Source organism: Sporolactobacillus sp. Y61 (assembly GCF_040529185.1).
Classification (GTDB): domain Bacteria; phylum Bacillota; class Bacilli; order Bacillales; family Sporolactobacillaceae; genus Sporolactobacillus.
In genome coordinates this window covers 545,859-567,091 of sequence record NZ_CP159510.1, presented here as the reverse complement: position 1 = coordinate 567,091, position 21,233 = coordinate 545,859, and the positions used below count along the sequence as shown (strand labels likewise).

Below are 21,233 nucleotides of genomic sequence, written 5' to 3'. Positions count from 1 at the left end.
GAAAGTTTTTTACAGTATTGCGATTAGAAACCTTATTAAAATAATTGAAACAAGGAGTAACCTTTTATGAGCCTTTCTAACGATCAAATCAGACAAAACGTTCGTCATCGTTATCAAAAAATTGCCCTTGAAGTGGCGCCTGAAGCAGCTTCAGGCTGCTGTTCTTCCAATGCCGGCTGCTGCTGTAATTCATCTGCAGAACGCGACAACGTATCAGCGAAACTCGGCTACTCAGCAGAGGAATTGTCCGCTGTTCCGGAAGGAGCGAATCTGGGTCTGGGATGCGGAAATCCGCAGGCTATTGCTTCATTAAAGCCGGGTGAATCTGTTCTCGACCTCGGCAGTGGAGGCGGATTCGATTGTTTTCTCGCCGCCCATCAGGTTGGTTCCAGGGGACACGTTATCGGTGTGGATATGACGCCGGAAATGATCAGTAAAGCACGGAGTCATGCAGCTAAAGGATCCTTTAATCAGGTTGATTTTCGCCTCGGAGAAATTGAACATCTTCCAGTCGGAGATCAAACGATAGATGTGATCATTTCTAATTGCGTGGTCAATCTCGCACCGGATAAGCCTCAGGTTTTGAAAGAAGCATACCGGGTTCTGAAAAAAGGGGGGCGGCTTGCTATCTCTGATGTTGTATTGACAGCAGAATTGCCTGCGGAGATTAAGAATGATCTCGATACCTCCTATTCCAGTTGTATCTCCGGTGCATCATCGATCAGTGATTTGGAAAACATGTTGAAAGATGCTGGCTTTCAGGATATAAGCATTGAACCTAAAGACACTTCAAAAGAATTTATCAGGGACTGGTCTCCGAAAACAGGGATTGAAGAATATATTGTCTCATCGAACATTCAGGCGACTAAGCCTTAACAGGAGGAAAGTGACAACCCCAAAAGTTGGACACCGTTTTAAGCTGCTTGCCCGGTGGTTGAAATCCGAAATTCAATCGGACTCTGACCACCGGGTTTTTCTTTAATGCCAGACTCATTATAATACCTTATCCATGCACGCATGGCTGTTTCTATTTCTGACGTGGGGAATCCCATGTGTCAAAAGGGATTATAACGAGTTATGAAATCATTTTCTCTCAAAATAGAGGAAAAATCTGAAGTCGCAGGGTCAAAAATCAGGGACTATCGGGGAAATTGACTCCCATATGGAAAATATTGGTGGAAGTGACCTGGGATCCACTCTTATCGGTTGGGGGGATCAGGCTAAGCACATGATCAGATGAATAGACGGAAAAATTCCGCTTACGGAGTCATTAAATTTATAAATAGCTAAAATAGACGGAGAGACTCCGCCTATTGACTGGAGAAACGGGAAAATGGAGCTTTTTGCCTGACATAATCGGAAAATATCCGCTTATATACCCCCCCGGAAAAGATTTCCGTTCTGCCCCTAACCGGAAAATCTCTGCTTATTTTACTATTTGCCGCGTCACAGTGAACCGTGTCGCAGGTGAGTGACGAGGGAGGTATGGAAAAAATGTATATTCGCTGCGGGCTGATTCTCTGCTGATGCTGGTGATGCCCCTGGGACGCATCAAAGAAAAGCAACCGGAAAAAATAAGAAGGGGTTACCGTCTGAAAAGTGATTCACATGCGGCTAACCCATTACATCAGCTATTTAAAAAAAGAAATCGCGGGTAACAGGACTCGTCTGCCTTCACCTGTGCCGAGAAGAGATCCTGTCTCCAGACAGATGGTCTCCGGACGCGATCTGTGGTGCAGCAGAAAGGGGATCCGAAGTGGACAAACAAGGTCAGGGTCCGGATGCGTACGTTATACGATTATATTGATCGCGGATTCCTGAATGAGCGTCACAATGAGATGATCCGTAAATTCATTCCAAAGGGACAGCAGATTGCAAATGACTCCGGGACGTTCATCCGCCAAATGATTCGAGCTAAGGAGGAAGGACAACATGCGTATGCGCCTGATAAAGTAGTTTCTAAATATCGCGCCATAAAGTATACTTAATGGAACTTAAGGCGTGTTTTTTATTGCTATTTAACAGAGATGGGAAGGGGATTTAGATATGATAGAAAAAATAGTCTGGTGGATCCAATACATAATTAACTTCCTTTTTATGCTGTATCTATCCAGGTATATTTCAAACGCATTTTATTCAACTCCGGGCTCCTTCCTGATCGACCTTTTCCTGATCGTCGTTTCTATTATTCTGGCCTATCTTTTAACGATAAGGTTTAAAAACAACAGTTGAGGAGGAACTGACACACAAAAAGGACCTATCCAGCCTGGGCATTAACATTATTTTTTCCTCTGAATACATTACAGGTAAATGGCCTAAAGAGGTGTTATCATGGATTCAAAGTCCTTCGATTTCGGATCAGAAATCAAGTGTGAAGAAGTCACCTACACATTCCCACCCCAGCATCAGGCCAGACAACCCGGCCTGGAATATTTAATGATCCCTCGACCTGTTTATGATAATCCTCACTATATTGGAACCGGAAAAATGAAGAACCAGGTTGCCATCATCAGTGGTGGTGACAGCGGAATTGGCAGAGCAGTGGCGGTAGCGTTCGCAAAAGAAGGCGCAGATCTGGTCCTTGCCTATTTCGATGAACATGAAGATGCCAGAGTAACAAAGCAGGCAGTTGAGCAGCTGGGACAGCGCTGTCTCTTACTTCCGGGGGATTTACGTAACCGAGAGCACTGTAAGTATGTCATCACCTGCACCCTTGAAACATTTGGCAGAGTAGATGTCCTCGTCAATAATTTAGCGGTTCAGTTTGTCCAAAACCATTTTGTGGATATTAGTGATGAGCAGTGGCATATAACGTTTGACACCAATATACATCCCTTTTTTTACATGACAAAGGCTGCCCTTCCTCATATGCATGCAGGAAGCAGCATCATTAATACCACATCGATTAACGCTTACATTGGCCGTAAGGATTTGATCGATTATACGACGACGAAAGGGGCAATCGTCAGCTTTACACGGGCGCTTGCCAATAACGTCGTCGACCAGGGAATTCGAGTGAATGCTGTTGCTCCGGGACCCATCTGGACGCCACTTATTCCGGCAACGTTTACACCTGATATGGTGAAAACGTTTGGAGGTAACGTCCCAATGAAACGTGCAGGTCAGCCATACGAACTGGCCCCTGTCTATGTGCTGCTCGCTTCAGGTGATGGCTCGTATATCACGGGACAGACCATTCATATTAACGGTGGCGGTTTTGTCGCTTCATAATCTGTAAAAGGATGTTAATGCTGTAAGACAATTCGTTATGGGATGATAATCTGTTTTGGGAGGCGGGCTTTTTATATTGCTGTAACGGTGGTTGAACCTGTTAAGCAGTTGATACCAGCCTCCTCCTTGCTGATCAATAAAATAGGTCCGGCAATAGGCAAATAGATCATTGTACAGATACAGACTGCTGCGATCATATACGGCAAATAGTGCTGATGCGCCTAACGTTTCTGCCATGACCCAGTAGTATTTATCCGAATCGATGATGTGACCCCCAGGAGCCATACTAAAGTAAATCCCTCCGTTCTCACGGTCTAATCCCAGGTGAAGCGCGCAACGGAATAAGGATTTTGCCATCGGTACACGCCAACTGCCGGGTTCAAGCTGTTCCATAAGCAGCAGCAGCTTGCTCCATTCAATGGAATGACCCAAAATATAGCCATAAGGACGCAGCTCACTTTTCGTGATGCCCAAATTGTACGTCCAATCGATGGTCCAGTCTTCATGATAGTGCTCCCAGATGAGGCCGCCCGATTGGGGAATAAGACGAAACATGACCGATTCAGCAATGTGTTTGGCCCGATCAAGATAACGCCTGTTCCCGGTGGCCTGATAGGCGGTCATCATGGCTTCACATAGATGCATATTGGCATTCTGTCCCCGATAGGGAGATATTTCGGACCAGTCGGCTGAGATTTCATCAAGATAAAGCCCCTCTTTTTCCCTCCAAAAATAGCGCTCTAATACATCGAATGTATCGGCTATCATGGGAACAGCAGAAGATATGCCTGCTCTTGCTGCCATAGCCGCGGCTAACAGAACAAAGGCATGGCCATATGCTTTTTTCGTTGAATCAGTGACACATTGGCCTTTCAATTCCCAGTAGTATCCGCCATGAACGGGGTCGTGTTGATGGTTCTGCAAAAATGAAATGCCGCGCTCTGCCAGTTGCCGGTACGCCCGGGCAGGATGCAACATGGATGCCACACTGAAAATAAACAAAAATCTTGCCTGACCCACAAGCTGCTTCGTTTCATAATCACATATGGTTCCGTCATCAAGAAAGCAGTTGATATATCCACCATGAACATGATCTGCGCATCGCGGTGCATAAAAGTTAACCGTATCAAAGATATGCTGTTTTAGAAAATGTGCTGATGTAAAGTTCGGAAATTTCCGCTGCAACTTAGCTCCCTCCCCGTATAAGCTACTTTATGAAGCCGCTCTGACACATAGTCACGGGGGCGGGGAAAAAGACAGCCACTTTTTATTTTAGGATCACATCAACATGAAGCATTTGACCAGTAATCAATAAAACTGTATATTCACCGACTGACAGTCAGCGTTGTAACGGCGGACCCGGCGTGCTTCTGAACGTACACCATCTGGCCGCCGTAATGGCCGGTTATGCCCAGAGTGACCGATCCCAGGATGCAAAAGACCAGTATGAGCGGCATAAGGAATTTTCTTCGAAAGTAATGAAGAAGCATGCGTAAACTGATGGCGATACCAAACAGCACCATCGTGGCGAACGCGTACAGTTCGTGAATCTCAGCAAGCGACTTATAGGCACTGCCCCAATGCGCAGCGGCAAACCTGACCGCTCCCCCTCCTGAAAGATAGGCGGCAACTCCGGAAATGAATCCGGTCGACAACAGGAGCAGGGCGGCTTTATCAAAAAACTTTTTCTTCCAAATTGCGACAATCTGCAGAACGGTTCCCATGAGGAGCAGCGCAATCGGGAAATGGACAAGCAACGGGTGAAGCGGTATTCCAGACATATCTATCGTCTCCTTTTCTGCCATCATGATACAAAAGGAAACTGAAAGATAACTGAACAATTCATGATATTTCAGAATCAGGTTATCCGTAAGGCTATTATCTGGTTGTTCCAGTTCAATTATCTGCGATGCCTGAGAATGGGAAGAGCGACTTGAAAAACAGTTCCCTCATGAACTTTGCTTTCAAAGCGGATTTGTCCATGATAGGCATCAACAAGTTCATGGGCGATCGACAGGCCGAGTCCGCTCCCGCCGCTTTGGCGCGCCCTTCCCTTTTCCGCACGGTAGAACCGGTCGTATATATGCCTCTGGTCGACTTCGGCTATGCCGATACCGGTGTCTCTGATTTCGAAGCAGAAATTCCGGCCGTCTTTTTCTGCCCATGATTTTAGCGCCAGTTCATCATGTGCTTCTGTATACTTTATGGCGTTGTCAAGGAAAATGGTCAGGAGCTGTCTTATTTCGATCGGATTCGCATGGATGATTAACGGATGATTCGGGAGATTGACTGTGAAAGACTTGTTTTCGCGCAGCGCTCTCTGACGGTAATACGGAATCACAGCATGAAAAATATGCAGCACGTCGCAATCTGATCGAATGATTGACAGCTTGTTTTGGTCTGCTTTAGCGAGCGTCAGCAGATGGCGGATCAGCATGGTCATTTCAGCTGTTTCAGACTTCAGATCACGAAGGGTTTCTTTTGATGACTCGGACATGCGATGCCTTTCTTCGGTTTCAAAATATTCAAGAGAAGCAGAAAACACGCTGAGCGGCGTACGCAGTTCATGACTGGCATTGGTGACAAATGCTTTTTGTTTTTCATAATTCTGCTGAATCGGGCGTACAGCACGTCTGGCCAGAAAGTGGGCGATGAGCAGCGAAAAGGAGGCGGCGGCGAGACCGAGCACAACAAGCAGACGGAACCAGCTTTCAACCAGTTCATGGGTCTGTTTCAATTCATTGGCAACCAGCAGGTAACCGGAAGCAGATCCATGATTGTAATTGACGGGTTTTATTGCATAGATCAGCAGGTCTTCTCCGTTTCCGGCAGATCTGTATTTTATCAATCCGGAAAACTTGTGGTCAGCGATCCGCCTGGCGAAATCATCCTGCAAGTCGTCTGGTAATTTCCATTTATCGATAAGATCGTTGCCGCTTTCCGAAAAAAGGCCTATCAGATAAGGAGAGTTTTCTGATTGCCCGCTGTTGATCCGCTGTCCTTTGCTGAACGCTGTCGCCTGATTGCTCGCCATTTCTTCGATTTGCCCCTCGGCTGACTGATAGATCATGTTCTGAAAAACAAAGTAAAGAATCACAAAAAGAATGGCAAGTGTAAGAAAAAAGAAGAGGCTGTATGTCAGCGTCAGCCTCTTCTGCAGTTGTTTAAACATGCTTAATCCACCCACATATAACCGAGACCGCGAATAGTCTGAATATAACTGTTTTTTTTCGACAGGCCGAGTTTTCGGCGAAGACGCTTTACATAAGCTTCAATCGTGTTGAATGTGACGTCACTCGCTTCCTCCCATACGCTGCCAATGACCATCTCTTTTGTAAGAATTCTCCCTTTATTTTTAACCAGATAGATCAGTAGTTGATACTCGCGGCGGGTCAGCATGAGCGTCTTTCCACTCTTTTTTACGATATGACCGGACAGGTCGATGACCAGATCATGGGTTCGAATGACGTTCTTTTCAAGTGGAAAGAAATTTCTTCGGGAGAGCGATCGTATGCGGGCAAAGAGTTCTTCAAAAGCGAACGGCTTGACCATATAGTCATCAGCACCGGAGTCGAGACCATGGACACGATCCTCCAGCGCGTCACGCGCCGTCAGTATTAAAATAGCGCCGCTGTATCCTTTGTCCCTGAGTGCCCGGCTGACGCTTACTCCGCTCTGTCCGGGGAGCATCCAGTCCAGAACCAGAACATCGTAGTTGCCTGTTGCAGCCTGATCGTAAGCAGCTTTCCCGTCTTCAACCCAGTCTGCAGTGAACTGCTCTTTTTTCAACATTTTCATGATCAGCCTGCTGAGGCGCACATCATCTTCAGCGAGCAGGATTTTCATCGTATGCACCTTCATCTTTTAAGAGAATGAATAATAGGGCAATCTTGCCGGTATAACAACCTGCAACGGTGGCAGGATCATCACAGCGTATGTTATAAGCTTCGCATCTTTGTCAGGGAAAAAGTCCGGGACCATGCAACATCGGGAATGTTGTGCTTTTCTGGTAGACATTTTCTCCGGTCCGTTATAAGATAATTATATTATTAAAATAATTATAATGTATTGTATCCAGGCTGTCACCTAAATGGTGGCAGCTTGGTGCGTTTTCAGGGTCCTGATGATGATTCCCATTATCAATTAGAATAATTGATTTTCACTGTAGAGATTTGTGGGAACAGCAGGAAGGACGATCAGTTCAGGAAAAGAGGTATCTTTATGGCAGAGGAACAATCAGGAAGTAAAATGAATCAGAAATTGAATGTTTTACGCGCGGGGGTGTTAGGCGCGAATGATGGCATTGTGTCGACAGCCGGTATCGTCCTTGGGGTTGCCGGCGCGACGACGAACTCGATGACGATTTTGATTTCAGGACTTGCGGGGCTTCTGGCGGGTGCTTTTTCGATGGGCGGTGGCGAGTACGTATCTGTCAGCACCCAGAAAGATACGGAAAAAGCAATGGTTGATATTGAAAAAGCAGAACTTAGAGATGATTATAACGGCGAAATCAAGGAACTTGCACAGATCTATATAGATCATGGGCTGTCTCCGGAACTTTCAAGGAAAGTGGCCGTCGATTTAATGAACAAAGATGCACTTGCCGCCCACTCCGCAGCGGAACTTGGCATCCAACCGGGTGAATACGTGAGTCCGTGGCATGCCGCCTTTTCATCCATGTTTTCATTTACCGTCGGTGCGATTCTTCCCTTTTTGACGATTGTGCTGCTTCCGGCTCCTGTCCGGGTCCAGTTTACTGTTCTGGCCGTGCTTGCAGCCCTCGCCCTGACCGGTTACGTCAGTGCTCATTTGGGGGAAGCGCCGAAAGGGAGGGCCGTGCTGCGAAATGTCGTGGTTGGCGGGCTGACTATGCTCGTTACTTATGGCGTCGGGACCTTGTTCTGACGATGAATCAAGAGCCGTCAGCGGGGATGCCCTTCTCTGAGAAAAAGGAAAACAAATCCGCCGGTGTGCAGGCACTGGCGGGATGGCAATATCCGCTTAGAGCGGATGCAGCGCTATAAACTAAGATGATCCGATCAGCCTCCGCTAAGGCATAAGGCATATGATGCGGATCATTTTTTTCTGCCTGACAGGATCAGCACCAGCCTTACAAAATGAATCAATAAAAAAGTTGAAAACGAAAAGGAACATCTCTCAGAATGCATGACCTGAGAGATGTCCCTGAACGGGAAAGCAACAAAAACAAAATTCTGCTCTTCCCATATCTTCTTTCAAAACACTGAATCCGAAAAAAACCTTTCCGGCTGCCCGGGTTCGGGCCAGGTTCAGTCAAATTCGGTCCGGACACGCGCTTATTTACTTGCTTTGCTGAGAAATGGAACGACATGGCGATACGTATTGGTGTCGGGATCCTGATGCTGTGCCCCTTTACCATCCAGCTTTGCCAGCAGAGCCAGATCGTCGTCATCCAGTTCAAAGTCAAAGACTTCGGTATTTGCCTGAATGTACGGTTTGTGGACTGACTTAGGCAGCGGCAGATAGCCCTTTTCCAGACTCCAGCGGATCAGGATCTGCGGTACCGACTTACCGTGCTTTTCGGCAATCCTGGCCAGTTCAGGCACATGGAGCAATTGACCTGTACCAAGAGGCGAATAGGCTTCTGATAACAGATTGTGTTCCTGATCGTAAGCTACCAGACTTTTTTCCTGATCGCCGGGATTCAGAAAGATCTGATTGACCATCGGAGCCACAGTCTGAGTCTTAGCCAGTTCATCAAGATGATTCTCGCGGAAATTGGAAACGCCGATCGCCCTTGCACGACCGTCATGATATATTTTTTCCATCGCCCGCCAGCTGTCCGCGTTGAGTTGCTGCCAGCGATCGGTGTACTCAATCGGGTTTGGCCAGTGAATCAGATACAAATCTACGTAGTCCAGACCCAGCCGGGTCAACGAATCGTCAAAAGCATGCAGTGTATCGTCATACGATTTGCGCTGATAGTTCCAGAGTTTAGTCGTTACAAACAAATCTTCGCGAGGAACTCCGGAATCCTTAATTGCCTTTCCTACCGATTCTTCATTAAGGTATTCACAGGCCGTATCGATATGGCGATAGCCGGCTTCCAGTGCCCAGCGGACCGCCTGGTACGCTTCGTCACCGTCTGCGGACTGCCACGTCCCGAACCCGACCACCGGGATCTTCACGCCATTGTTCAGCGTATACGTGTCTGTCAGCGATTTTGCCGAAATCTGCATAAACATATTCCCTCCTTGTCCATATACATATTATTCTAACGTTTGATCCGACTCGCTTCAAACAAAGTGTTTGCCCGAACTGGTCCATTCTTTTGCCTGACGGCTCGTCTCATGGCTGTTGCCCATTCGCTTCAGAAGCCGCCCTTTTACCCGAAAGAGTCCCACCAATTTTGCCTGCGCGTGTACGAAACAGCAATACAATCAGTCAACATGCCCTTTCATGAAGCGAATAATTAAAAGTTCCAGCAGCATGGACAGCAGGATCGCAGACCCAATCATCAGAATAACCCCGTGCCAGCGATACAGACTCCAGCTTACGCCGTTTATCGATCCGACAAGACTCGATCCGGCATAGTAAAACAGCAGATATAAAGAAGAAGCCTGTGCCCGATCACTCTTCGCCAGCCTCCCGACTAAACTGCTTGCAACGGAGTGGCTGCCGAAAAAACCAAAGGTGAAAACAGCCGCTCCAATCACAATGACAACGAGCGACGGCGCTAGTGTCAGCAAACCGCCGGTCAACATGATGATCATTCCGATGCCGAGCACTTTCGTCCGTCCGAAACGGTCGGCCAGCTTCCCCATCCAGACGGAACTGATCGTCCCCATGATATAAACGGTAAAAATCCAGCCAAATGCCGTCTGGCTGAGCCGGTAAGGCGCGCCCGTCAATAAATAGCCGATATAGTTATACAGGCTTACGAAACTGCCCATGAGCAGAAAGCCGATGCCGAAAACAGAAAACAGGACCGGTGATTTCAGATGATGGCCAAAAGAACGGATGGTCTCTTTCAGCGAAAAAGAGTGCCCGTGAAAATGTGTCGAAGCAGGCAGGGCGAGCCAAAAATAAACACTGCATAGGAGACTCACGATGCCGATAACGGCAAGTGCGTAACGCCATGAAAAGATATCGGTAAGCATACCGGCGGCGATTCGTCCGAACATCCCGCCCACAGTCGTGCCGCTGACATACAACCCCATGGCCACGCCTAAACTTCCCGGATCAAACTCTTCACTCACATAAGCCATTGCAAGCGATGGCAGACCGGCCAGAACGACGCCTTCCGCGAGCCTCAGGATGATCAATGTGGTGAAATTCGGACTGAAAGCGGTCAGAATCACGACAAGGGACGAAACAAATACAGAAAGGATCATGATCCTCCTCCGCCCCAGTCTTTCCGACAGCGCCGCCGCAAGCAGCATACAGACCGCAAGCACGGCTGACGACACTGACAGAGTGAGGCTGGATACCGTCGGCGTCACATGAAACTGATGCGAAAAAACCGGAAGTAACGGTTGCGTGCAATACAGGTTGGCAAACGTAATGAAACTGCCCGCGAACACCGCGCCGCCGGCTCTCCAAAATGCGCCGGTCCCCCGTTTGATCGTACCGATCGTTTCCAATAGCCGCGCCTCTCTCTGAACGAACCGTTCCCGTAATAGACAACTGAAGCCGCCGGCAGCCAAACCTGAACCCTCGACTGAAAAACAACGAGTCAATAAAACCAGGGACAGGAACATGTCATTGAAATATGTACGTATCTTCTGTATCCTTTGACTGCTCTTGAATGTTATCATAATTCAAAATGTTTATTTTTGAAAGGGTTTTCAATGATTTTTGTCACTGATCTGAGAAATTGTTGTCAATGATTACACGTAGTGTGCCGATTGTGACAATTGGATGGTAAGTCCATATTTTGGCTGCGGCTCTCCTGTAAATCGTATGCATGAAAAAAAGGCCTGAGGAGTACGGGCTCAGGCCGTTAATAATGAATCATTCCATTTTGACGCGAAAAAAGATAAAATAACCGGTATAAACATTGCTCAGTTAATCGTTCAGATTGGCCTGACTGCTCTGTGCATGCTTATCCATCATACGAAATAGATGTTCCACTTCTTCCAGAGAATGTCCCCTGGTTTCAGGAACGAATGCTTTGACGAAAATAAGAGCGCCTATTCCGCAAACTGCAAAGAGGAAGAAGGTGGTGGATAAGCCGATTTGGTTCATCAGGACCGGGAAAAACAGGCCAATGAGAAAGTTTGTTGACCAAAGGCAAAATACACTGACCCCCATGCCTAATCCGCGTAATTTGAGCGGGAAGATTTCTGAAAGCATCAGCCAGATGACGGGAGCAACAGTGGCCTGCTGAAACCCAAGAAAGGTGACTGTCATCGCCAGAACAAAAAACGGCAGTAATGCAGTTCCATGAAGCGTCAGTGAAAAAATACCGATCATGATCAGTGCTGAGGTCGTTCCTGTCAAACCAGTGAAGAGTATCGGACGACGGTTTACCTTTCCAAGAAGCCAGATACCAAATAAAGTGGCCAGTACAGAAACGACACCGTTTGCAATATTGGCAATCAGGGCAGCTTCCGTATTAAATCCTGCATGCCGGAGAATTTGCGTTCCATAATACATAATCGAGTTAACGCCGGTGATTTGCTGAATGACGGCAAGCCCGATGCCAATGAAGACAATACGCCGGATCCACGGCGTATTGAGGTCTTTAAATGTTGCTTTTTTGAGTTGACGGTCTTCACGGATGGATTTTTTGATCGACCTCAGTTCGGGTTTGACATGATGTTCCAAGCGTATTTTGGAAAGGACACTTAATGCTTTTCCAAATTTTCCTTTAGCTGCATACCACCGTGGACTCTCCGGGACAAACATCATGCCAATCCATAAAACGACAGCCGGGAGAGTGGCCAGTACCAGCATATATCTCCATACATGTGAGGCATCACCGAACAGGTTGGCAAGAAGTGCGTTGAAAATGTAAGCCAGTAATTGTCCGGTCACGATCATTAATTCGTTTTGAGTCACCATGCGGCCACGTTTTCCAACAAGTGCCATTTCCGCTAAAAAGGTAGGAACAGTCACTGAAGCGCCACCAACCGCCAGACCCAGCAGGAATCGAAAGAAGACCATGACTCCGGCAGTCGGTGCTAAAGTACAGCCAAGCGTTGACACAAGGAAAAGGACAGCGAGAGAGATAATCATCCTTCGGCGTCCTTTTTTATCAGCAAGTCTGCCGCTAAAAACCGCCCCGAAAGCAGCACCAAGCAGTAAAGAGCTGGAGACAACCCCTTCAGTGAAGGGATTCAAGTTCAGCTGATCCTCCCGGGACATAAACGGGAGGGCACCATTAATGACGCCTGTGTCATACCCGAATACAAGGCCCCCGAATGTAGATATGACCGTAATCATTTTCAGAAACTTACCAGGGTTGCGACGAAAGCTGATATGGGCATCGTTACTGTTTTCGTCTGATAACTTCTCTGATTTTTTTATCAAACTAATAAGTTATCTCCTCCTTTTAAAAATCAATTCATGATTCAACCAGAAATGAGATGAATAAATTAATTATTTTGAGAATCAGAAGGTATATCAAGGGTAGTGTATCTTCCGAATAACACGCGGAGTGCTAAAAAATCTGAAAGTACCGGAGACAGAGGACAGAGTCAGTGATTCACGCTGCTGAATAACCGATCACTTATAGTCTACTTATCAGTCTAGCATGAAATAAATATGACGTCAAAGAAGGTTAAAGAATCTGAAAATAAAATCAATGATGGCCTCATCGCGGATATATTCAAATGCTCATTTGAATAATGGACGAAATAGATTATAATATAATCAAACAATCATTTGAATGAGGAGATGAGACGGGTTGGCTGACGATACATGTGACATTTATTGTTATGACGAAGAAAAGGTAACACGCATACAAGGGAAGCTGAAGACTGAGAGGGACGACCTGTCCCGCGTCGTTCAGTTATGCAAAGCGATGGCGGATGAAAACCGGACAAAGGTTTTATTTGCACTGTGTCAGGAAAGGGCACTGTGTGTCTGTGACGTTGCCAACATCATTGGGTCTTCTGTCGCAACGGCCTCACATCATCTTCGTGCTTTAAAGAGGCAGGGCCTTGTCACTTGCCGGAAAGACGGGAAAATGGCGTTTTATTCACTTAAGGATGCGCACGTAAGACAATTATTCACCCTGGTCCGTTCGCCCGGAAAAGAAGAAAAGGTTCATGTCTGATCAAGAGGTATCGTCCTATCGCGTACAGGGCTTTGATTGTATGGGCTGTGCATTAAAATTCGAAAGAAATGTGAGAAGGCTGGAGGGCGTTTCTGAAGCCAGGGTCAACTTCGGTGCTTCAAAGATTACGGTTATTGGCCATACAACAATCAAAGCTCTGGAAAAAGCCGGGGCATTTGAAAACCTGAGGGTGTACAATGAGTCGGAACAAATTGAAGAACAGGAACCTTTCTGGAAACGAAAAGCAAACAGGAAAGTCTATCTTTCTGCCGTTCTGTCCGCTGTCAGCTGGATCATCGGGACTCAGATCGGAGAGCAGAGCCTGATTCCCACAATCGGCTATCTTGCTGCTATCCTCACAGGAGGTTATTCCCTGTTTATCGATGGTCTTAGAAGTCTGATCCGTCTGGATTTTGATATGAATACGCTGATGACGATTGCCATTATTGGGGCAGCAGCGATTGGTCAATTTGAGGAGGGCGCCGTTGTTGTTATTCTCTTTGCCATAAGCGAAGCTCTGGAGAGTTATTCGGCAGTTAAGGCCAGACAGTCGATTCAGTCTCTGCTGAAGATGGCGCCAAAAGAAACACTGATCCGTCGCGATGGTCAGGAATTGATGATGCCTGTTGAAAACGTTCGAATCGGTGACATCATGATCGTGAAGCCCGGACAAAAGCTGGCGATGGATGGCAGAGTCGTCAGAGGGACGTCAACGATCAATCAGTCGGCTATTACAGGTGAATCTGTTCCGAAAGCCAAAACCATGGGTGATGAAGTCTTCGCCGGCACGCTGAATGAAGAAGGATTACTGGAAATCGAGGTGACGAAGAAAGTCGAAGACACCACACTTTCCAGAATTATTCATTTAGTGGAAGAATCCCAGGCAGAAAAGGCGCCTTCGCAGGCTTTCGTTGACCGTTTTGCAAAATATTATACGCCGGCCGTCATTATTTGCGCTTTGCTGATTGCCCTTGTTCCGCCACTTTTTACAGGCGCGTCGTGGGGGCACTGGATCTATCTTGGTTTAGCCATGCTCGTGGTCAGTTGTCCCTGTGCATTAGTGATTTCAACCCCTGTAGCCATTGTAACGGCAATTGGAAACGCCGCCAGGAATGGGGTGATTATCAAAGGCGGCATCCATCTCGAGCAGGCCGGTTCGCTGAAAGTCATTGCTTTTGATAAAACAGGAACGTTAACAAAAGGAGTTCCGGAGGTTACAAATATTCTGACGATAAAAGGGAATGAAGCGGATCTGTTAACGTTAATGACGGCACTCGAGAAGCTTTCGCAGCACCCGCTTGCCACTGCCGTTGTCAGGGAGGCAGAAGCGCGCGGACTTCATTTCCATGATCAGGTCGTGACTGACTTTCAATCATTAACAGGTAAAGGTGCAAAAGCAGTAATAAATCAGAAAACTTATTATGCGGGCAGTCCAAAGCTTTTTGAAGAAGTTCTCCCCGATGGCATACAGCCGCCTGTCCGTGCCCGGATCAATACCTTTCAGAAACAGGGGAAGACGGTACTGGCCTTTGGAACAGCCGGCAGCCTTCTGGCAGTCCTTGCTGTGGCGGATCAGTTAAGGAATTCAGCAAAACCGGTGATCAGCGCACTTCACCGGTCCGGGATTGAACACACGGTGATGCTGACAGGAGATAATAAAGAAACAGCCGGCTCGATAGGAAGAGCAGCCGGTGTTACGGACATACAGGCAGAACTATTACCGGAAGACAAGCTGAATGTCATTAAGTCGTTTCATAGAAAGCGGCAAAATATCGCAATGGTTGGTGATGGTGTAAATGATGCCCCGGCACTGGCAGAAGCCACCCTGGGCATTGCGATGGGAGGGGCCGGGACAGATGCTGCCCTGGAAACTGCCGACATTGCTCTGATGTCTGATGATTTAACAAAATTGCCTTATACGATCAGGTTAAGCCGCAAAGCACTGGCGGTGATCAAGCAGAATATTTCATTTTCACTGGTAATTAAATTTTCCACGATCATGCTTGTTTTCCCCGGATGGCTGACGCTGTGGATTGCCATTTTAGCGGATGTGGGCGCAACGTTAATGGTGACTTTGAACAGTTTACGGCTGACCAGAGTCCGAGACAAGTGATGACTGACAGAATGTTGAAAAAAGTGGGAGGAAAAGTGACAGGCTTTTTCTCTTTTTTTCTGCCAATCTATCGATAATAAGGCGACCATATCTTGTTCAGTTGCTTTATTCCCTGCTTTGCCTCTTCGGTGGACAGGCCGCCGAATCCAAGTAAAAGAGGCAGCTTCTGCATGCTATCGCGTTGAATCAGATAGCCGGATGTGCTCTGAACCCTGATTCCGGATGCCCTGGCCATCGCAGCGAGCTTATCGGCGGGAACCGTACTATTGACATAGAGCACAATGTGCAGTCCGGCAGCCTGACCGCTGACCGTGACATGTCTTCCCATGATGCTTTTGATCGACTCCAGCAGTAACTCCTGCTTTTTCCGATAGTGTGTCCGCATACGGCGGATGTGTTTTTCCCATTGCCCGGATTCTATAAATTGTGCTAAAGTTTGCTGATGCAGGCGTGAAGCAGTTTGCCGCCACTCCAGACGATGGTAGCGGTCGAGAAGCGGGAGAGGCAGGACCATATAAGCCACTCTGATCGCCGGGGTCAGTGCTTTTGAAAATGTACCCATATAAATCACACGCTGATAGCGGTCCATTCCCTGCATGGAAGGAATCGGTTTGCCGCGGTAGCGAAATTCACCATCGTAATCGTCTTCGATGATCCAGCTGTGTCTGTTATGGGCCCACGATAATATCTGAAGACGCCGGGAAACCGGCATGATCATACCCAGCGGGAACTGATGCGACGGAGTGATATAGACGGCGTCGGCAGTTTTTTCTAATTCACGGATTGAAAGTCCTTCTTTATCAAGAGGAATGGGGAGCAGGTGAATGTTTTGATCTCTCAATGATCGCCGGACACCGCGATAGCCCGGATCTTCCATGCCCAGTACCCCGTTTTTCCATTCAATTAACTGATAGATCAGACGCAGAATACTTTCTGTCCCGGCAGCAATCACAACTTGTTCGGGCCGGCAGTTCACACCGCGGGAACGGTGCAGATAAGAGGCTAACAGTTCCCGAAGGTGCGGCTCACCCTGTGGATCGCCGTAGTTGAACATGGACGGGGTAAGCCACCTGTCGGCGCATTTCTTCCATTGAGTAAGCGGAAAATGTGCGGTATCGATTGCCGAAATGAAAAAGTCGCAGGCAAATTGCGCTTTTTTATCAATCGGACGGTCCGGATGATGAGTGGATGGTGCAGCGGCAAACGCCCTGCTGTCCAGCTCGGCAATATAGTAACCGCTGCGTGGCCGGCTTGTCAGATACCCTTCGGCAAGTAGTTGCTGATAGGCGGTTTGTACGGTTGTACAGCTAATATGTAATCGGTCGGCCAGAAATCGGATCGATGGCACTCGCGAACAGGCCGGCAAAGAGGCTGACTCGATCTCACGTTTAAAATAGTTATAGAGTTGAACATATAACGCCTCCGGCAAGTGTTCGTCGAGAATCGGATAAATTTCCATTGCTTTCATCTCCCGTCTGTACTGGTAAAAATAATTGAATCTGTATCTTCTTATCAATACACGGATTTTTATAATGAGTATATACGAAAAACAGTGAGGTGGATACAATGCAGGAGATGCGGAAACACATGCTGGCATGCCATGATCAGGAAAAAATAGACTGCTTTCTGCAGCAGATGCATGTCGGTTTTCTAGGTTTGTCCGACAGTGACGGGCCTTATGTCATTCCTGTGAATTTTATCTGGCACGAGGGAAAAATTTATTTTCATGGTGCAGAAGCAGGGAGAAAAGCGAAGATCATGAGTGGCGGAGCACCTGCCTGTTTTACAGTCTGCGAGGAACAGGCAATCATGACGGATCCTGTGCCCGCACACACGAGTACAGCTTACATGAGCGTGATGCTGTTCGGCCGGGTCCAGCCAATTGACGATTTGCATGAGCGGACTGAAGTCATGCAGCAGATGCTGAACAAATATGTACCCGGCTATTTTCGCCGTCCATTAGCTTCGTCCCATGTGGAAAAGTATCGGTCGAAACTCGGAAGCCGGACCGTTGTTTATTGTTTGAGTCCGGATGTACTGACAGCTAAGGAAAATCCACTTGATCAGAAGCGCAGATTTATCTCTGGTCAACAGGCAGGGAAAGGTCGGAATGAATAAGGTGACCTGAGATCCTGTCTGGTGGCAGAAGGGCGTCCTGTCGCAACGCCTGCACGGGCACGTCCTGTGCGTCCGACCCCTCACGGATTGAAGGTTCACTGGGGATTTCCGGGTTTCGTCCGCCATCCGTATGTGATCAGGTCCATCTGGCTTTTTTTCATGCCGGAGACGTACGGGTTTCCCTTAACGAAAAAGCGAAAGGGATCAAAGGTGCTGCCGCCCCTGCGGCTGACACCAATACGGGCAGAGGCAGCAATCTCTTTTGGCGCGCGGCCACCTTCCAGCTCGATATACAGTGGTGAGTCGGCCATCGGTACTAAATTGAGCGACTTATCACATATGCCGTATGCCGTCGTCAGTTTTCCCGGGCCGCTGGTCAGGCCGAAGCCGCCTTTACCGCGATTCTTTTCCATGATATCCATGCCCTTTTCCGGTTCAACGGCGCGGATCAGAATCCCCTGTGGCACGCCCCGATCCTGAGTGATGACATTCAGCATTGGGTAGCCGCGCAACATAAAGATATAGATGATACCGGCGGGCCCGTACAGCGCCTCATTTGCTGCGGTCCGTCTGCCTTTATAGGCATGGGCTGTTGAATCGTTCTCGCCGAGATAAGCTTCTGTTTCGACAATAAAACCGCTGAGAAATCCCTGACTGCTGCAATAAATCAGGCGTTTCCCGAGGATTGACCGGGCGATCTCTTCAGTCGGACGGTGATTGAAAAAATCACTCCAGCTGTGCATGTGATGTTCAACCATTTTTTTCACTCCATTGACGGGAATCCATCTTATAGTAGCACAAAGCGGGGAGCGGGCGCACAGGCACGATGACCGGAACTTTTTGCCGGACGAAAAAAAGCCTGACACCCTGAAGGGAATCAGGCGGAAATCAGGTATGATCAGTTCCTTATCCCATATTCAGATCCCGATGCCGGTAACCGATTAAACCGGCGATGACGAGAACGATGGATAGTGCAATCATCCACCAAAACGTCGCCCCATTGACGTCATGCACCGGAACTTCCGGTGGCCAGCCGAACGGGACAAGCTGTTTGGCCCAGTCCGGCAGCTGGAGCAGGTTACCCAGGTACAGGGCAATGAATCCGTAGGCCAAATATAGCCATAGTACACCAATGAGTCTCGGAAGCCAGCCAACCAGAAGAGCAGCACACGCCACCATGACCAGGATGGCAGGCAGCATGCCCCAGAAGGCCGTCCAGAATTCTGATCCCGTAATCCGTTCGGCTTCGGACTTAAGCACACTGTTACCCGTTACCACTGTTCCTCCGAGACCGGCCAGAAACACAAGTGCTCCGGATACCGTACCTGTGAGCAGGCAGGTAAAAAATTGTCTGGTACGGGACACCGGTTTGGCATAGATGACCTCGAGCAAGCCTTTAGACTCGTCTTTTTTCAGCCTGTTCATCATTTGAATGGCCGGAATAGCTGCGAGTACGGCGAAAATGATCGTCAATAGGCCGAGAAAGTTAAGTAAAATCGTATGGTTGGCGCTGTTTACGGCTGCTTTACCGAAAACCTGCTGCATGGTGGGGTTGGTTTTTAAAATATCACCGATGGTGCCGAAGATGGAGCCGTACATCGCACCTACAGCAAATACGCCCAGAATCCATGCTATGACAGTCGTCCGCACCAGACGCAGAAACAGGGTAGCAGGTCCGGCAAGAATCGGAGAAGCGGTTCGGCGTCCGGGTCGTGTAGAAAGCGCACCGGCACCCATGTCACGATGCAGATTAGCATACAGGGCAATCAGAAACAGAGCTGCTGCCGCGAGTGCCATATACCCCACCGGTATCCAGTTGTTATCCGTGTACGGCAGCGTTTTTTCAATCCATCCGAGCGGTGACCACCAGGTATAGTCCGGATTTTCCACATCCGTGATCATCCGGACGAGGAAAGTGATTCCAAACAGCATATAAGCTATTCCAGTGGCAGATCCGGCGTGATCTGCCACTTGTGCGACAGCCAGTGCCATCATGCCGAACATCAGACCGCACGCGGCCAGCGCCAGACCCATCAACCAGTTTCCACCGGGATCTGCTCCCGGCAGGTCTCCGGCTGAAAGACCCAGTCCATAGAGAACGCCGATCAGCGAATTGACCAGCAGTAACTCGAACCCGGCAGCCGCCAGTGGCGCCAGTTTTCCAACGGCATGGGCCCGGATCATTTCAGTGACACCGCTGTCTTCTTCAGCGCGGGTTGCCCGGACAGCCAGGGCAAAGTTCATAATGATTTGTGCCAGAGCCATAAAAAGAAGCATTTCATTTGCGAAAACCTGAGCTGTTGAGACGCGCCCTTCTAAAGCAAACGCCCCAAAGAGTGATACCATTCCCGGGCTTTTCAGTGTATTGACAATGGCCTGAATCTCATTCTGAGTCCCATAAACTGTATCAAGCTCGGCAGCTGCGGTTACCATCAGCCCGGCGAGAATAATGATCCAGACAACAAGGCGCATCCGGTCTCTTCGCAGGCCAAATCGTGTCAGCATCCCGGTACGTGCAAAGTTCGTGTGATTCATCTCCCGTCACTCCTTTGTATCCGCAGTATGATCGGATTGTTCATAATAACGCATGAACAGATCTTCAAGAGCCGGAGGATTACTCTGAATCGCCTGGATGCCACGTGAAGCGAGATAATTCATAATTGATTCCGTGTTTTCGGATGCCACTGAGAAGGAGACCTGGTTTGGCTGCCTGCCGGCTTTCACACTGTATACACCGGGCTGGTTTTCCAGGCCATCCGGCGCTTCCCGTGTGGTTACAGAGATGACGGTACGGGTCAGGTGACGCATCTCGGCCAGTGTTCCGGTTTCAATGATTTCTCCCTGACGAATAATCGCGATCCGGTCACACATCTTCTCTACTTCAGAGAGAATGTGACTGGACAGCAGAACGGATTTTCCCTCTTTTTTCAGTTCCATAACCAAATTTTGAAAGATCTGTTCATTTAGCGGGTCGAGGCCGGAAGTCGGTTCATCAAAGATATAAAAATCGGCATTTGACGAAAAGGCGGCAATGAGTGCCACTTTCTGCCGGTTGCCCTTTGAATAGGTACGGGATTTTTTACCCGGATCCAGTCCAAACCGTTTGATCAACTGGTCTGTCCGGGCTGAATGCTTTTGTCCGCCCAGTTTAAGAAACAGGTCGATAATTTCGCCACCTGTCAGATTGGGCCACAGGTACACATCACCGGGAACGTAGGCCAGTCGCCTGTGAATGGACACGCTTCTGGTCCAGACATCCTGCCCAAAAAACTGAGCTGAACCGCCACTTGCTTTAATGATCCCCAGCAGGGTTCGGATGGTGGTTGATTTACCGGCCCCGTTCGGTCCAATAAAACCGAACACTTCTCCGGGGTAGACATTGAATGTGATGTCTTTCAGTGCCTGGAACTTGCCAAATTTTTTCTGCAGATGGTTGATTTGCAAAACAGGAGCTGTCACAGCCATCTCTCCTTCCGTTACGGACTTCATCCTGAATCATAGAACGATACG

At 48.2% G+C, this 21,233-nt stretch carries 18 protein-coding genes; 7 read left to right on the top strand and 11 right to left on the bottom strand.

Annotation, left to right across the window (positions count from 1 at the left end):
- Positions 1-66 precede the first annotated feature (66 nt).
- The 3 genes from ABNN70_RS02750 (at position 67) to ABNN70_RS02740 (ending at position 3,231) form a co-directional block, all read left to right on the top strand.
- Positions 67-876, top strand: coding sequence for an arsenite methyltransferase (locus ABNN70_RS02750; RefSeq protein ID WP_129930282.1), 810 nt, complete (start codon positions 67-69; stop codon positions 874-876).
- Positions 877-1,733: 857 nt separating this feature from the next.
- Positions 1,734-1,988, top strand: coding sequence for a hypothetical protein (locus ABNN70_RS02745; protein ID WP_353948707.1), 255 nt, complete (start codon positions 1,734-1,736; stop codon positions 1,986-1,988).
- A gap of 343 nt (positions 1,989-2,331) precedes the next feature.
- Positions 2,332-3,231 (top strand): SDR family oxidoreductase, encoded by a 900-nt coding sequence (locus ABNN70_RS02740; RefSeq protein ID WP_353948706.1) that lies wholly within the window; start codon positions 2,332-2,334, stop codon positions 3,229-3,231.
- Here ABNN70_RS02740 and ABNN70_RS02735 read toward each other — a convergent pair.
- The 4 genes from ABNN70_RS02735 to ABNN70_RS02720 form a co-directional block, all read right to left on the bottom strand.
- On the bottom strand, positions 3,226-4,416 hold the full coding sequence (locus ABNN70_RS02735; protein WP_353948705.1) for an AGE family epimerase/isomerase: 1,191 nt from the start codon (positions 4,414-4,416) through the stop codon (positions 3,226-3,228). The two genes, ABNN70_RS02740 and ABNN70_RS02735, sit on opposite strands and share 6 nt — an antisense overlap.
- 140 nt (positions 4,417-4,556) lie before the next feature.
- Positions 4,557-5,012 (bottom strand): DUF2231 domain-containing protein, encoded by a 456-nt coding sequence (locus ABNN70_RS02730; protein ID WP_129930277.1) that lies wholly within the window; start codon positions 5,010-5,012, stop codon positions 4,557-4,559.
- Positions 5,013-5,131: 119 nt separating this feature from the next.
- The gene (locus ABNN70_RS02725; protein ID WP_353948704.1) at positions 5,132-6,403 is read right to left on the bottom strand and encodes a HAMP domain-containing sensor histidine kinase; all 1,272 of its coding nucleotides are present in this window, start codon (positions 6,401-6,403) and stop codon (positions 5,132-5,134) included.
- A 2-nt stretch (positions 6,404-6,405) separates the two neighbouring features.
- The gene (locus ABNN70_RS02720) at positions 6,406-7,077 is read right to left on the bottom strand and encodes a response regulator transcription factor (protein WP_353948703.1); all 672 of its coding nucleotides are present in this window, start codon (positions 7,075-7,077) and stop codon (positions 6,406-6,408) included.
- A 375-nt stretch (positions 7,078-7,452) separates the two neighbouring features.
- Here ABNN70_RS02720 and ABNN70_RS02715 point away from each other — a divergent pair, with 375 nt between their 5' ends.
- On the top strand, positions 7,453-8,136 hold the full coding sequence (locus tag ABNN70_RS02715) for a VIT family protein (protein ID WP_353948702.1): 684 nt from the start codon (positions 7,453-7,455) through the stop codon (positions 8,134-8,136).
- A gap of 410 nt (positions 8,137-8,546) precedes the next feature.
- On the opposite strand, the gene ABNN70_RS02710 is transcribed toward ABNN70_RS02715, so the two are convergent.
- The 3 genes from ABNN70_RS02710 to ABNN70_RS02700 all read right to left on the bottom strand — a co-directional run bounded on the left by ABNN70_RS02710 (position 8,547) and on the right by ABNN70_RS02700 (position 12,657).
- A complete protein-coding gene (locus ABNN70_RS02710; protein ID WP_353948701.1) occupies positions 8,547-9,449 on the bottom strand; it encodes an aldo/keto reductase in 903 nt (300 codons plus the stop codon).
- A gap of 201 nt (positions 9,450-9,650) precedes the next feature.
- Complete coding sequence (locus ABNN70_RS02705) at positions 9,651-10,853, bottom strand: MFS transporter (protein ID WP_353948700.1); 1,203 nt, start codon at positions 10,851-10,853, stop codon at positions 9,651-9,653.
- Between the two features lie 424 nt (positions 10,854-11,277).
- Positions 11,278-12,657, bottom strand: a complete 1,380-nt coding sequence (locus ABNN70_RS02700) for a sugar porter family MFS transporter (RefSeq protein WP_353949363.1) — start codon at positions 12,655-12,657, stop codon at positions 11,278-11,280.
- A gap of 463 nt (positions 12,658-13,120) precedes the next feature.
- On the opposite strand from ABNN70_RS02700, the gene ABNN70_RS02695 reads away from it, so the two are divergent.
- Positions 13,121-13,492, top strand: a complete 372-nt coding sequence (locus ABNN70_RS02695) for a metalloregulator ArsR/SmtB family transcription factor (protein ID WP_353948699.1) — start codon at positions 13,121-13,123, stop codon at positions 13,490-13,492.
- The gene (locus tag ABNN70_RS02690) at positions 13,485-15,605 is read left to right on the top strand and encodes a heavy metal translocating P-type ATPase (RefSeq protein WP_353948698.1); all 2,121 of its coding nucleotides are present in this window, start codon (positions 13,485-13,487) and stop codon (positions 15,603-15,605) included. The genes ABNN70_RS02695 and ABNN70_RS02690 overlap by 8 nt, the downstream gene beginning before the upstream one ends.
- A 67-nt stretch (positions 15,606-15,672) precedes the next feature.
- Here ABNN70_RS02690 and ABNN70_RS02685 read toward each other — a convergent pair whose 3' ends face one another.
- Entirely contained in the window at positions 15,673-17,064 is a 1,392-nt protein-coding gene (locus ABNN70_RS02685) for a PLP-dependent aminotransferase family protein (protein WP_353948697.1), read from the bottom strand.
- 107 nt (positions 17,065-17,171) lie between these two features.
- Here ABNN70_RS02685 and ABNN70_RS02680 point away from each other — a divergent pair, with 107 nt between their 5' ends.
- The gene (locus tag ABNN70_RS02680; protein WP_353948696.1) at positions 17,172-17,723 is read left to right on the top strand and encodes a pyridoxamine 5'-phosphate oxidase family protein; all 552 of its coding nucleotides are present in this window, start codon (positions 17,172-17,174) and stop codon (positions 17,721-17,723) included.
- A gap of 95 nt (positions 17,724-17,818) precedes the next feature.
- Here the strand turns inward: ABNN70_RS02680 and ABNN70_RS02675 are convergent, their stop codons facing one another.
- From ABNN70_RS02675 to ABNN70_RS02665, 3 genes are all read right to left on the bottom strand, one after another.
- Positions 17,819-18,481 carry a DNA-3-methyladenine glycosylase gene (locus ABNN70_RS02675; protein ID WP_353948695.1) on the bottom strand — a complete coding sequence of 221 codons (663 nt, stop codon included), beginning with the start codon at positions 18,479-18,481 and terminating at the stop codon, positions 17,819-17,821.
- 148 nt (positions 18,482-18,629) lie between these two features.
- Positions 18,630-20,258 carry a hypothetical protein gene (locus ABNN70_RS02670; protein ID WP_353948694.1) on the bottom strand — a complete coding sequence of 543 codons (1,629 nt, stop codon included), beginning with the start codon at positions 20,256-20,258 and terminating at the stop codon, positions 18,630-18,632.
- Positions 20,259-20,264: 6 nt separating this feature from the next.
- On the bottom strand, positions 20,265-21,182 hold the full coding sequence (locus ABNN70_RS02665; RefSeq protein ID WP_353948693.1) for an ABC transporter ATP-binding protein: 918 nt from the start codon (positions 21,180-21,182) through the stop codon (positions 20,265-20,267).
- Between the last annotated feature and the right edge of the window lie 51 nt (positions 21,183-21,233).